This window comes from Duganella sp. CY15W (genome assembly GCF_009857555.1).
Lineage (GTDB): Bacteria > Pseudomonadota > Gammaproteobacteria > Burkholderiales > Burkholderiaceae_D > Rugamonas > Rugamonas sacchari.
Genome location: NZ_WWCQ01000001.1, coordinates 1,384,328 through 1,396,610, shown reverse-complemented (window position 1 = coordinate 1,396,610; position 12,283 = coordinate 1,384,328). Strand labels below are relative to the sequence as shown.

Sequence of the window (12,283 nt, the reverse complement as noted above, 5' to 3'; positions counted from 1 at the left end):
GATCTGCGCTTCATAGAATGCGGTAGCGATGCCATTCCCTTCGACTGCGGCCGCCATATACCCCATCCACGGACCGGCCACTGCCAAGTTGTAATTGTTGCCTGTGGCGGGATACGTGCATGGGGTGCAATGCGTAAATGTACGGATTGATCAGTTTCGGCGTGAAGTCGTTTGGCAGGATCTGCTGTTCGACGGTATTCAGCGTCCGACGCCACATGACGAGGCGCACCATCACTTCGCCTGCATTGTTATATGCGAACCTGGTCTGATGATCGCCATCGCGCGAGATATAAGCGCGAGCTGGAAGTATGCCATCGATCAAATGGGGATAAATTCTTGCCCGCAACGGCAGCACTTCCGGGCGTTCGTTGGCGATGGCAAGCAGCCCGATTGCGCCCACCCTGATTCCAGGAAGATTGCGCGGCCTAATCAGTGGCAACCCCCGCCCCGCCGGAAAGGGACATAGCCACCAGACGACCAACGCCATCGATCCAGCCCATGTTGCATAAAAACCTCAAAGGCATTCGCCTTTTTCGCCGGAGACAGCAAGGCCGGCGAGTGGTCCACATCTAACGGCAATCAATATCATGTCAAAACATGAACATCAGTGATCAAAAACATACTATAGTTGCGTTACAAATTTCCAATAAGACATTTCTATCTTATTTGCCTGTCTTGTCCGTCCACTCCGGAGTAGTCCGATGCGCCATCTTGTTCACGTGATTTCGGATTTGCACCTTGGCGGCGCCGCCGCAACCCAGGACGCTGCTGCGTTTCAAATGTGTCCACCGAAAACACGCGACTTGCTGGCCGGATTTATACGCAAGCTCCCCCCTGGCAGCGCCGAAAGAGACAGCCATCTGGTAATTGCCGGTGATATTGTCGACTTTCTTGCGGAGCAGCCGTTCCAAGCCTTCACGGGCGATGCCACCATGGCCTGTGACAAGCTGCGACGTATTTTTGCCAGCACCGCCGTGGTATGGGAAGCCCTGCGCGAGTTTTGCAGCCGGCCGCACACGCTGCTGACGCTCATGCTGGGCAACCACGATATCGAACTGTCGCTGCCCGGCGTGCGCGAACTGCTGCTTGAACAGCTCCCCGCTCCGGGTGTGCGCTTTATCTACGACAACGAAGCATTCACTCTAGGTCCGCTCCTGATTGAACACGGTAATCGCTTCGATGCCTGGAATGCGGTGCCGCACGGCGCCTTGCGCCGCGTCCGCTCCCAGCTGTCCCGTAAGGCCGCCGTGATACCGCCGTTCGAGGCCCTGCCCGGTAGCCGCATGGTGATCGATGTCATCAACCCGCTCAAGCAGCAGTATCCATTCATCGACCTGATGAAGCCAGAGACCGCCGCAGCCCTGCCCATTGCGGCTGCACTCGGCGGCATCGGACTGCAGCAGGTATGGACGGCATTTGGCAAATTCCGCGCCAGCAAAGCCGTTGACTTTAACGAGGAAAGCGGCGCACCGCTTCGCAGCAACTACATCAGTGGCAAGCCCGCCAGCACCGATGACCAGTTATGGGTTGAAGCCCAGCAGATCGCTCGCGGCGGTAGCGGCCGGCAGGTCAGCGCAGTCGGCGACTTGCTGAGCCGCGGCGCAGCCATCGTCACCGAGCAGATCCGTGCCGCCCGCCTCGACGCTGTGTTTGCAGCGTTCCGCAGACTGGCGGAGCTGCAACGCATGCACCGCGAGGCCTTTGATGTAGGCATCGAAGTCGATACCTACCTCAATCCGGCGCGCCATACGGCAAACGCCGGCTTTAAAGTCATCGTCTACGGCCATACGCATTTGCCCAAGAACGTTGCGATTATGCTCGACAACGGGGCACAGGCAAGCTATTTGAACACCGGCACCTGGGCCGACGTAATGTGCGTGCCGAACGGCATCTGGGATGAAGATCAGGAAAAAGGCCGCGCCCTGTTCCAGCAGTTTGCGGCCGATCTCGGCGCGAATAGCCTGTCGCGCTGGCGGCGCGCCATCCCCACTTATGCCCACATCGAAATTAATGGTGACGATGTGGTTAAAGCGGAGCTGCGGTTTGCCCAGGATGACTCGCCCGTCAGCACCGTCAGCCTGATGCAGCTGCTAACCGGCGCCGCGAGCGCATGAGCCAGCTGAACGTCCAGCAGCGGCTGAAACAGACCTGCATCCTGATCCAAGGCCCCGACGGCAGCATCGGCAGCGGCTACCTAGTGGCGCGCGGCTACGCCGCCACCGCCGAACACGTCGTCGTGCACTGGGCCGATGGTGTGCCGTTTGAGGTATTGGTCGGCTGGGGCGATACGCGGCGGCCGGCCATCGCCAGAGTATACCGGCGCGAAGTCGCATTCGACGCCGCCGTTCTGGTACTGGAGGGCTGCGATGACATCGAGCCGATGCCGATCGGCTGGGCCAGCAACAACGATGCCTGGAGCGGCTTTGGCTTTCCGATGGCCATGGCATACAATCGGGAAGGCGCCACCGGGGTCCATCTGACGGGATCGATACTGGATGCCAGCCTCACTGAACAGCCACCGCAAATTGCCCTCTACAGCAAAGAAGCCATGACCAATATGGACATGAAAGGGGCCTCGGGGTCCGCCGTGACCGTCGGCGGCGGTTTGGTCGGACATATCGTGCAGCAATATTCCGACGCGACCAACCTTGACAAGAATGTCGGCGGCCAGTTGCTGGCGTGTCCGGTCGCCGCAACATTGACATTATTGCCCTCCAGCGTGCGTGTCCGCTCGCTGGAAGCCAGCGCTCCAGAGGCCGATCCCGAGCTCGACAAGGTGGTCTCATGGTGCGACCGTGAAGCGGTGACCGACCGCATTAACGACTGGCTCGATATCAAGCAAGGCGGGGTAAAACTGCTGTGCCTGGTCGGGCATTCCGACAACCGCCAAACCTTGCTGCTGGAACGCATCGCCAAGGAGCTCAGCGAGCAAAAGCCCAACCGGGTGCTGTCCAACACAGTTCATTTACTGAGTAAAATCGATCATGGCAATCTCGGCCAGCTGCGCCGCGAGGCCCTGCGCGTGCTCAAAGTAGCAGGCGATCCGCATGTCCAATCCTCGGCAGCTTTCCGCGGCGCTGCCGGCTTGGTGCTGCTCGGCCAATACTGCACCTGCGCCGCCGACGCGGCACCGGAAATCCGTCAACGCCTGCACGACGCAGCAACCTGGCTGGCCGGATTAGCGCTGGGCAAGCGCCGACTGCTGCTGCTGCTAACCATCCGCTACGAAGACGCCGCTTTGAAGGACGAGCTCGCACGCACGGCGCACGAGGCTGTGGCAGCCATCCACAGCGGACACCCTCAGCTGGCAGCGATCATACTCGGCCAGCCGCTGGTACTGGATGATTTCGATATCGACCATTTGCGCAACTGGATTGAGATGCCGATGGTCAAAGGAGCGCTGGGACGCAATGCCGAACGGATAGAAGGCAATCTGGGGCTGTGGCACGAACAAACGCCACTCAACCCACGTAAGTTGCTGAATCTGATCACCTATTCCATCCATAAACCCCCTGATCCAAACGGAGCTCCCCATGCCGCCCCTCGCTGAAGACACGCTTGCCACTGAACCGGTCTATCTGCCTGATCCAGACCTGGTAGCAGCAGCCCAAGTTGCGCTCGAACTGGGCTTGCCGCTGCTGCTGACCGGTGAACCCGGCACCGGCAAGACCACGTTTGCCCGCTATGTGGCGGATCACCTCGCACCGGAATATCTGCACCACGGCGGCATACCGGGCATACCCGGCCCCTTGCCGCTGCATATATTTGAGACCAAGTCCACCAGCGTCGCCAACGACCTGTTCTACCGCTTCGACAGCTTGCGGCGCTTTCATGCAGTGCATGACCAGCGCATGAGCGCAAACACCATCGATTACATTACTTTTGAAGCGCTGGGCACGGCGATACTAGAGTCGCTGCCGTGGCACGATGTGGCCGACCTTCTGCTCGCAGAACACCATTGCGGCCCGCGCCAGGCAGTGGTACTCATCGATGAAATCGATAAGGCGCCACGCGACTTCCCAAATGACCTGCTCAACGAGATCGACCATATGCGCTTCCGCATCGCAGAGCTGACTGCAACGGACGGCCGCAGCGTGCGCGAACTGCGGGCACCAAAACCATTGCGGCCGATCGTCATTCTGACCAGCAACAGCGAAAAAAATCTGCCGGCACCGTTCCTGCGGCGCTGCGTGTTCCACCACATCCGCTTCCCCGAGCGTGAATTCGGCGCCGCGCGGCTAGCCGAAATCGTACGCGCCAATCTGGCGCAAGCTTCTGGTCCGTTGACCAACAGCGCCATCGAATTTTTTTATGACATCCGTGAGCAACTGGAGCTTGAAAAGCCGCCGAGCACCTCGGAGCTGGTGCAATGGGTCCGCATACTGTATAGCCGGAACCACCTCGCCGTGAACCATACCCGGTCGGACAGCGAGCTGGCGACGCTGCCATCGAGCTACCTGAAGGCCACCCTCAGTGTGATCGGGAAAACTGCCAACGATCTCGGCAAGATTTATCAGCTAGCAGACAGCCAGTTCGGTACCAGCATGGGTGAAGCCTGAGCCCAGCATGAACCAGCCTGCGACGCCGACCTTGCTGCGCCCCGACGACCTTGCCGCGCTGGCGCAATGGCTGCGTGCCCACGACATGCGCATCCATTCAGGCCAGGCGATTGCAGCCGCTCGGCTGCTGGCACAGCGTGGGCAGCTACCGTCGCCAGCGAAACTGGCGCCATGGCTGGCGCCAGTTTTCTGCACATCGGAGGCCGAGCAGATCCGGTTCGCGGCGCTGTACACCGGCTGGCTGGAGCAGTCCCGGTTCGCCCCCGAAGCCCCGCCTCCGCCACCACCTCCCCCCCGCCGCAAGTCCTTGGTGCAGCGGGCACCGGTCACCCTGTGGGCAGCAATACTGACGCTGTTAGTACTGCTTATGGCGGGATTGCTGTGGGAATGCCGGCAACACAGCACCATCATTGCCGTCACCGGTGACGGTAAGCTGCTGCGCGACGCCGAGATCGTCGTGAGCAAGCCCGGCCTATGGCTGGCGTCACGCGACGACGGACGCCAAGTGTTGCACTACCGGCACTGGTCTTTACCATTCAAGGTCTATGCAAGCGATCCGGCATTCATGGACGGCAATGCACTTGCCGTTGCATCGCAAGAACTCAAGGCAGCCCAGCCCGCGCTGGAGCTAGCGCTGCTTTCGCCGCCCGCACCGCCAAGGCCCGATACGTCCAAGGCAGCCTATGGCCTGCTGGTCGACTCACGGCCCGCCATTGTCATACCGCTCAAGGCGGAGCCGCCCGGCAATCCCGACATGCACATCAATGCGGCTTCGCTGACTGGCATCATCGTCGTGCTGATGGCAAGCCTTGCGTGGTGGCTGTACACGGCTGCCCGTCGGCGCGGCTTCCTTGAGCGCTTGCCGAAACAGGAAGACCTCGCGCACATGCTGCTGTCTTATCCGACAGCGCCGGCCCTGCCGGCCTATGCCGGAGACCTGCGTTATCTGAGCCGGGAAATGCGCCGGCGCCGCGCAACACCATCGCGCACGCTGGATATCAGCGCGACCCTGGCGGCAACATTGCGTGCAGGCGGCATGCCGATGCCGGTCTTGGGTAGCCGCAGCGAACCGGATTATCTGGTGATGGTCGACAGCACCGGCAGCGCCGATCATCAAGCCCATCTCAGCGATGAAGTGATACGGGCCTTCCTGACGCATGGCGTGGCGCTTGAGCGCTACGAGTTTGATGGCGACCCGCGCTTTTCAGTGCATGCGCCACTGGACCGGCCACCGCAGCAGTCCGGCACGCAAAGCCTGGACACGCTGCAACACCGCCATCCGGCCGCACGCCTGATCATTTTCTCGGATGGCAACGCGATGATTGACAGCTATACCGGCAAGCCTGCTGCCTGGCTGGACTGCTTAACGGCGTGGCCATCACCGGTGCTGATCACGCCGCAGCCGCGCCATCTTTGGACGCTGCGTGAGTGGCTGCTGGCAAGCACGGGGCTCGTCATCTTGCCGCTCGACGGCCAGGGACTGCGTCAACTCAGTGGCATACTGCGACATGAAGTATCGCGGTACGGCGCCGGCGCCTCGGCGCGCAGCCGCAGCCGTCCCGCCTATCTGCGCGAGACCGACCTGCTGCTGGACCGCAATGCTTTAGACGATAAGGCGCTTGGCGCATTGCTGGACGCGCTGGCAGCGGATCTCAAGCAGGATGGCCTGGCTTGGCTGGCGGCGTGCGCGGTGTTCCCAGAAATTCACTGGCCAGTCACCCTCGCAGTGGGAGATGCCGTGCAGTCCCTGCCGAAAGACGACCGTGCACGGCAGCAGAGCAAAGCGCGTGGACTGCCGACACCGCAACGACAAGCGCACTATGCACAGAAACTGGCCCAGCTGTCACGCCTGCCCTGGATGCGCCTGGGTTTTATGCCTGATTGGCTGCGCGTCGCACTGCTGAACAGGCTGGCGCCGGAAACTGAGCGCGCGGTCCGCATGAAGCTGGACCAACTGCTGGCCGGTGTCACAGAGCGCGTGCTCAAAGAGCGTCCTCAAGCAGTCCTGGAAATCGCCGTCTCCCCTGCCCGGCGTGCCTGGATGGACGTGTGGGCGGGCCTGCGGGCCTGGCGCACACGCCAGCCGGCCCCGGATACGACCGATGACGCCATCTTCCTCAAGTTCATGAGCGGGCCGCAAAAAAACCTAACCGTAGCTGCGGGCAAAGCCCTGGTAAGGCTGTTCTACCGTCACGGCGTGCCGCTCGGCGGCCCCCGCCTGTGGCCGCTGGGTCTGGCACTGTCCGCCACCGCAGTGATTGCCGTGCTGTTTCCACCGGTCCAGTTATTCTCGCGCGTACACCCTGCCGGCGTAACGCGCTCCAGGCCAGCGCTCATCGCCATCGACAGCCGCGGTACCCGAATGGCTGTTGCCGATGTCAACGGTACTGTCGCACTCACACCGATCCCGCCGATCCCGGCAACCAGTGCTGCCAGCCTATGCAGCACCGCAGCAGGCTTCGGAACGCCGTATATGCTGTCGTTCGACGGCAGTGGCAGCGTTCAATTGCTCTCTTCGGATCACGACAAGCTACGCAATACCACGATTTCGGCGGACTGCAAGATCACCAGGCAGATGCCGGTGCGTCTATCGCTGGCGACGGGCTATCAGTCCGGGCGCCTGCAGACCGCCAACGTAACAAGCCTCCCGCAAGCGGATGGTAAACTTCTCTGCGCAACCACCAGTGAGTGGGGAACGCTAGTGGGACTTCAACGAAAATTTGTCGATAAAGTCTTGTTGGATGGGCAGGACCGTGCAATTGACTGCGCTTTTGCGCGTGATGGCAAGAGCATGGTGATCGCGGTGAATCGAGAGGAACTTCTCCGCATCGATGTGAGCGGCGGACCGACCAAGGTCCTGAAACGCTATGCAGCACCGGTAGCAGGAGTCATCGCTGCGCTCACTCATGGCGAATATAGCGAGCTGCCCGGCGTCGTCATGGCGGACGGCAGTCTATGGCTATTTAATGAACAGTCGTGGCAGCAGTATACAAGCAAGGACGCCTCGCCGCCATTCGCGGCGTCTGCAGACAAACTGGCCTACGCCTACACCACCGTCGCCGGGGGCATCGACGTATTTCGCATCAGCACAAGCTCCATCCAAGTAGAAAAAGACGGGAAAGCAGGCAATAGCAGTACTCGAGCCTTGGTGATAACACGGCCTGCAATAATTCACAATCTGCCAACCAGTCTAAGCGGCCTGGAAGCAGAAAAACAAGCGTCGTCGGCGCCCGCTGTCAACGCTGGCACGACAGCGAACGACAACAAAGATCAGACTTCTGCGGGCACGTCGACAACGCCAGCCACATCGCCTCCGGTCAGTGAGGTTTTATCCGCAATCTCAAGCTCGACCGAGAACGGCATCCGCTCTTTGTTCACATCAACTATATATTTTGATACGTCACAGAGATCGCTCTCTAGAGCACAAAGCATGCAACTTGATCAGCTCATCGAAAAAATCCAAAATATCAAACTCAGCACCATTACCCTTAAAGCCACCATTGGAAACATCAGTAGCTTTGATGAGATCACCGCTCTGGAGCAGCGCATGCAGCAACTGGTAAGAAACTACCTGATCGCTCACGGCATTTCAGCAGACAGCATCGTCACTGAGGCGGTTAGCCTACCGTCCGGTACCCGCGCAGCGCAGAAGCTTGAGTTTGGCAGATTGGACATCGAAGTGAGAAGCCTGCCGTTTCGTCCAGAAGGCTAGCCATGTCGACCACCAAGTGACCTGTTGCTCGGTGAGTTCGTGCGATCAATTAGCGCCTAGAAGATGGGCTCAGCACAATCCAAGACTACGAGTGAACTCACGGACAATGATATGCCGACCGCACAACAGACCGCTGATCCACTCAAAATATACGGTATTCCCGAGTTCAACCGAAAACAGAACCACAAAATTTTCTAAAACCCATCAGGTCGCCACAAAATACTTCTTCATCGAATAACGCAACTTGTGAGGTTTCCTCTGTTTTCCGCCTTCCAACAGACGACTCCTATGTGGCCTGTGGTTCCTGATTCTGTTCACTGATCCAGTGATTCAAAAACTGGACCGGCGATTTATACCCGAGGGTTGAATGCTGCCGTTTTCGATTGTAAAACACCTCGATGTACTCAAAGCTGGCTGCCTTCATTTCGGCCTGAGTCGGGTAACGTACGCCATGGTAACGCTCGTTTTTGAAGCTGTTAAACCAGCTTTCGGTCGGCGAGTTATCCCAGCAGTTTCCCTTGCTGCTCATCGAACACGTCATGCCGAATTCTGCCAGCTTGGCCTGATACGCCCTGCTGGCATACTGGCTGCCCCTGTCGCAGTGGTGCAACACGCCAGGCGCCTGTCGTTTGCGGAAACATGCCATTGTCCGCGCATCGGTCGCCAGGTCCTTCGTCATGCGCGGTTTAAGCGACCAGCCGATCACTTCCCGATTGAACAGATCCAATACGACTGCCAATTACAGCCAGCCTTCGTCTGTCCACAGGTCGTGATATCCGCCGTCCATACCTGGTTCGGAGCCACCGGCGTAAATTTGCGGTCGAGCAACTTCGGCGCAACCGGCAGGCCATGCTTGGCGTCTGATGCGCGAAAGCCGCTGATGCTCACGTCCAGCGCGGCGCACAGTTCAGCCAACGCATGTTGCTTGGTCTGCGCGTCGATCCAGGCGTACCTCCCAGAACATCCTTCGCGCAGTACGCCACTGCCTTTTTTATAATCTCGTTCTCCCGCTTGAGTTTGGCATTCTCGGCACGCAGTCGCGACAATTCCATATCATCCGGGGTGACGAGCTTGCTTCCGGCGCCGTTAAGCGTGCCAGCAGGGGCCGCCTTCAGCCAATTGCGCAGCGTCTGGTCATTCATGCCAAGCTCGGTCGCCGTAGCTGGAATCGATGCGCCAGCCTGGACCCGTTTGACGGCCTGCTCTTTGAACTCTGCCGTATATGCGCTTCGTGAAATCTTCATCTCTTGCCCTTCCAAAGTAACGTCAATTTTACGTCACCTGTGGAAGACGAAATTTCAGGGGAAGCTCAATTTTTAGAACCATCGGATTTCGTTTGGCGAGAGTGCACGGTCGCGCGGCGCAACGTCGCTACCGATACCGGCCGCACACCTAGCGCAGGATTCGGATACCTCACACCGCGCGAGTCAGCATACCTGAACACCTGCAGGACAATTTCACGTGCATATACCACCACCGCTGGCGCCTTGCGTTCCACAACGCGGTCACACAATTCACGTAAGCGCTGCTCGGTAATTTCTGACAGCAGTAGCGCGCTAAACGGTTTCTTCAGATCGTGTTCATAAGTCCAGCGCCGTATGTCGCGCGTCGACTCCGCTATCTTTTACTTTTCCAGCCAGCGTTCCGCCCACACAGCAAAGGATTCCTCCGCCTTTCTCTGCTGGATCCGCTCGGTCTTGGTGCGCGCCGGCGACTCGCCGCTGTTCAGGGTCTTGCGTGCCTCGGCAAGCTCCGTACGCGCTTCCGCCAAGGTCATGCCGCCCACGCCGTACCGGCGCAAGGTCACAGTCTCCTGTCGGCCATTGCTCGGTAGTTGAATCGAAACGACACCCCGCCGCTGGGTGACACCGCGATATACAGTCCACCCCTGCCGGCGATTTTGTAAAGGCGATCCTGCGGCTTCAGGTTCTTTAGCCTTGTATCAGTCAGCATTTCAGTCTCCAGTCGTATACCATTGAAATAAGAAATTTCTATAAATATCAGTTACTTAGAGACTTCTCGAACCATCACGAGCTCAGCGGCAGGTGATGGTATTCCTTGCCTGACATCATCACCGGCGAAAACCATGCCATCATGATGGCCATCAAAAATCCTTTCTATCGCTTGCTTGAATTTGCCAGGCAGCGTCGATTCAAAAAGAAAAAGCCCCTGAAAATCAGGGGCTTAGTCTCATCCGTTTGCCAGGCAGCTCCAGCCGCTGCCAGCTAGCAAATCATTCCCACTCTATTATCGCCGAGTCAGCTAAGCTTCTGAATTTCAAAAGATTTAATCGGTTCGACGAGCGCAATGCCATCAAAAATACCATCAAAAACAGCCTGCTCACGCCCTCCCTGCCACGCAGCGCCTCACGCCGCCAGGTCGGTCCGCCGGGCAATGACGCTGACCACAGGCACCACCCCAGCTCACCGGATCTCAGTGAGCGCAGACTGGCACACCCCGGCCCCTTCAAGGTGCAACTCCCGTGCGTCGCACGCAGACAGAAAGACCACTAAGCAGATTCCAAACAACCTGCACACCTTGCACACGGAACTGAGCCGCATGTCCACAACGGCAGCTTGACGCTAGTGCTGGCGGGAATAAAACGTCCATCTCGGGCAGCAGGGATGGGCAATCGAGAATACCGGCAGGCTGGCGCCCTCGTCTCCACTAGCGCCAGCACATACGCGACGCTATGGTACGCCGACGCCACAGTCGGCATTATGGCTTGCGACGCTCAGATACCCTGCCCAGGCGCTCCGCCGCAAACCCGCTCTGACCAGCCTTCAACAGTTCTTCATGGGGCATGGCGCGGAGCAACCGCAGCAGGCGCTGGCGCTCGGCCTCGATGCGCTGCTCGACCTCGCTCAGGAACACTCCACACAGCTCCACCAGGTCGCCCATCCGTTGGCCGTTCAGACCAACCACCCGCGCGTGCGAGCAGCTGACATCGGTGAAGCCTTCCTCTGCCACCCGCTCCACGCAGTAATTCAGGCGAGGCTGGTTGTGTTCATAACCGTTGACTGAATGAGCGACATGTTTGTCACGGTAGGCCAACAGATAATCGTGCGCCTCGCGCTGACGCAGGTCTAGCAAAACCAACGCGTCCTGTTCAAGTCGGGCGCGCACACCGGTGCGGAACGGCCGGCTGTATTTCACCACTATCGCGATCGATAAGGCCTCTCCCCACTGGAGCGCCGGCGACACGCTGTCGCTAGCGCCACGCCAAGACAGCGCAAAATCCCGCGCCCTTTCCAAGTCCACCTTGATCCCATGCAGATCGGCTAGCAGTGCCGCTTCCGCATGATGCAAATCCACCCAGGTATAAGTCGCCATAAAAAAACCTTCGAAAATTCGGAAATCCACGTATCGAGCGCTGAAGCGAAAAAGCCCTCAATGAGTTGCGCTCAAAGTACAGATCGTAAGCGCCACGCGGCTACCTCATCGGGAATGTGGCAGGGTATGGGGGCGCGCTAGCCCCCATGTAGACCGCAGTGATCGCACACCGTTGGCTTGCTGCGCGGCACCGTCGCCAAGGCCACTCCGGCAGTGTTCGCACCATGCTAGGCCGTTTTTCTCGGTCCTTACTTCAAGTTGGGACGATTCAACTCATCTATCAAGCGTTCCAACTCTAGGTATTCGCACCATGCAAAATCTGGCCGCGATCAACACACTCTAATTCTGACGTTTTCCGCTAAGCTCATCCTCTATCGAAGAAATGATGCTAATGATCGATGTACCTTGCGGAAAGAACGCAAATATCTCTGTTAATTCCTCCAAGGATTCAGCTAACCAAGCTTCCGTCGAGAATTCAATCGTCGAAAGCCTAGCCCTGATATTGGCCTCATTTAACTCTCCATCTACAGCCATGCCAAGTTGCTGCAAAAACTGTTCTGTACTTTCGATATTAGTTGGCCAGTCATTTACAGCCTGCAAGAGTATGTGAACGCAGCTTTGCAGCTCTATCCTAAACGGCCACTCTTCTATAGCTTTTTCGATTTCAATAATATGCATC

General features: G+C 58.6%; 11 protein-coding genes and 1 pseudogene. 5 read left to right on the top strand and 7 right to left on the bottom strand.

The window, feature by feature from the left end:
• Positions 1-10: 10 nt before the first annotated feature.
• Complete coding sequence (locus GTP58_RS06510) at positions 11-487, bottom strand: hypothetical protein (RefSeq protein ID WP_161076723.1); 477 nt, start codon at positions 485-487, stop codon at positions 11-13.
• A 214-nt stretch (positions 488-701) separates the two neighbouring features.
• On the opposite strand from GTP58_RS06510, the gene GTP58_RS06505 reads away from it, so the two are divergent.
• Genes GTP58_RS06505 through GTP58_RS06490 form a run of 4 tightly spaced genes read left to right on the top strand, consistent with a single transcriptional unit; the run spans position 702 to position 8,271 of the window.
• A complete protein-coding gene (locus tag GTP58_RS06505) occupies positions 702-2,114 on the top strand; it encodes a metallophosphoesterase (RefSeq protein WP_161076722.1) in 1,413 nt (470 codons plus the stop codon).
• Positions 2,111-3,550: a hypothetical protein gene (locus tag GTP58_RS06500; protein ID WP_161076721.1), complete on the top strand. Its 1,440-nt coding sequence runs from the start codon at positions 2,111-2,113 to the stop codon at positions 3,548-3,550. The genes GTP58_RS06505 and GTP58_RS06500 overlap by 4 nt, the downstream gene beginning before the upstream one ends.
• Positions 3,534-4,559, top strand: coding sequence for a MoxR family ATPase (locus GTP58_RS06495; RefSeq protein ID WP_161076720.1), 1,026 nt, complete (start codon positions 3,534-3,536; stop codon positions 4,557-4,559). Before GTP58_RS06500 ends, GTP58_RS06495 begins: the two co-directional genes overlap by 17 nt.
• A 7-nt stretch (positions 4,560-4,566) precedes the next feature.
• Complete coding sequence (locus GTP58_RS06490) at positions 4,567-8,271, top strand: hypothetical protein (RefSeq protein WP_161076719.1); 3,705 nt, start codon at positions 4,567-4,569, stop codon at positions 8,269-8,271.
• A 286-nt stretch (positions 8,272-8,557) separates the two neighbouring features.
• Here the strand turns inward: GTP58_RS06490 and GTP58_RS06485 are convergent.
• From GTP58_RS06485 to GTP58_RS31880, 4 genes and pseudogenes are all read right to left on the bottom strand, one after another.
• Positions 8,558-9,515: pseudogene (locus GTP58_RS06485) on the bottom strand (IS3 family transposase).
• Between the two features lie 65 nt (positions 9,516-9,580).
• Positions 9,581-9,844, bottom strand: coding sequence for a hypothetical protein (locus GTP58_RS31885; RefSeq protein WP_373924724.1), 264 nt, complete (start codon positions 9,842-9,844; stop codon positions 9,581-9,583).
• A 51-nt stretch (positions 9,845-9,895) separates the two neighbouring features.
• Positions 9,896-10,078, bottom strand: a complete 183-nt coding sequence (locus GTP58_RS31020) for a hypothetical protein (protein WP_202413488.1) — start codon at positions 10,076-10,078, stop codon at positions 9,896-9,898.
• Positions 10,075-10,224 (bottom strand): Arm DNA-binding domain-containing protein, encoded by a 150-nt coding sequence (locus tag GTP58_RS31880; protein WP_202413487.1) that lies wholly within the window; start codon positions 10,222-10,224, stop codon positions 10,075-10,077. Before GTP58_RS31880 ends, GTP58_RS31020 begins: the two co-directional genes overlap by 4 nt.
• Positions 10,225-10,329: 105 nt before the next feature.
• On the opposite strand from GTP58_RS31880, the gene GTP58_RS06475 reads away from it, so the two are divergent.
• On the top strand, positions 10,330-10,500 hold the full coding sequence (locus GTP58_RS06475) for a hypothetical protein (RefSeq protein WP_161076718.1): 171 nt from the start codon (positions 10,330-10,332) through the stop codon (positions 10,498-10,500).
• A 489-nt stretch (positions 10,501-10,989) separates the two neighbouring features.
• On the opposite strand, the gene GTP58_RS06470 is transcribed toward GTP58_RS06475, so the two are convergent.
• A complete protein-coding gene (locus GTP58_RS06470; protein ID WP_161076717.1) occupies positions 10,990-11,604 on the bottom strand; it encodes a hypothetical protein in 615 nt (204 codons plus the stop codon).
• Positions 11,605-11,943: 339 nt separating this feature from the next.
• Positions 11,944-12,282, bottom strand: coding sequence for a hypothetical protein (locus tag GTP58_RS06465; protein ID WP_161076716.1), 339 nt, complete (start codon positions 12,280-12,282; stop codon positions 11,944-11,946).
• Between the last annotated feature and the right edge of the window lies 1 nt (position 12,283).

What these genes read in the sequence shown, in the direction of transcription:
- GTP58_RS06510 (WP_161076723.1), bottom strand. Translation starts at nt 487, where the DNA reads ATGGCGTTGGTCGTCTGGTGGCTATGTCCCTTTCCGGCGGGGCGGGGG.
- GTP58_RS06505 (WP_161076722.1), top strand. Translation starts at nt 702, where the DNA reads ATGCGCCATCTTGTTCACGTGATTTCGGATTTGCACCTTGGCGGCGCC.
- GTP58_RS06500 (WP_161076721.1), top strand. Translation starts at nt 2,111, where the DNA reads ATGAGCCAGCTGAACGTCCAGCAGCGGCTGAAACAGACCTGCATCCTG.
- GTP58_RS06495 (WP_161076720.1), top strand. Translation starts at nt 3,534, where the DNA reads ATGCCGCCCCTCGCTGAAGACACGCTTGCCACTGAACCGGTCTATCTG.
- GTP58_RS06490 (WP_161076719.1), top strand. Translation starts at nt 4,567, where the DNA reads ATGAACCAGCCTGCGACGCCGACCTTGCTGCGCCCCGACGACCTTGCC.
- GTP58_RS31880 (WP_202413487.1), bottom strand. Translation starts at nt 10,224, where the DNA reads ATGCTGACTGATACAAGGCTAAAGAACCTGAAGCCGCAGGATCGCCTT.
- GTP58_RS06470 (WP_161076717.1), bottom strand. Translation starts at nt 11,604, where the DNA reads ATGGCGACTTATACCTGGGTGGATTTGCATCATGCGGAAGCGGCACTG.
- GTP58_RS06465 (WP_161076716.1), bottom strand. Translation starts at nt 12,282, where the DNA reads ATGCATATTATTGAAATCGAAAAAGCTATAGAAGAGTGGCCGTTTAGG.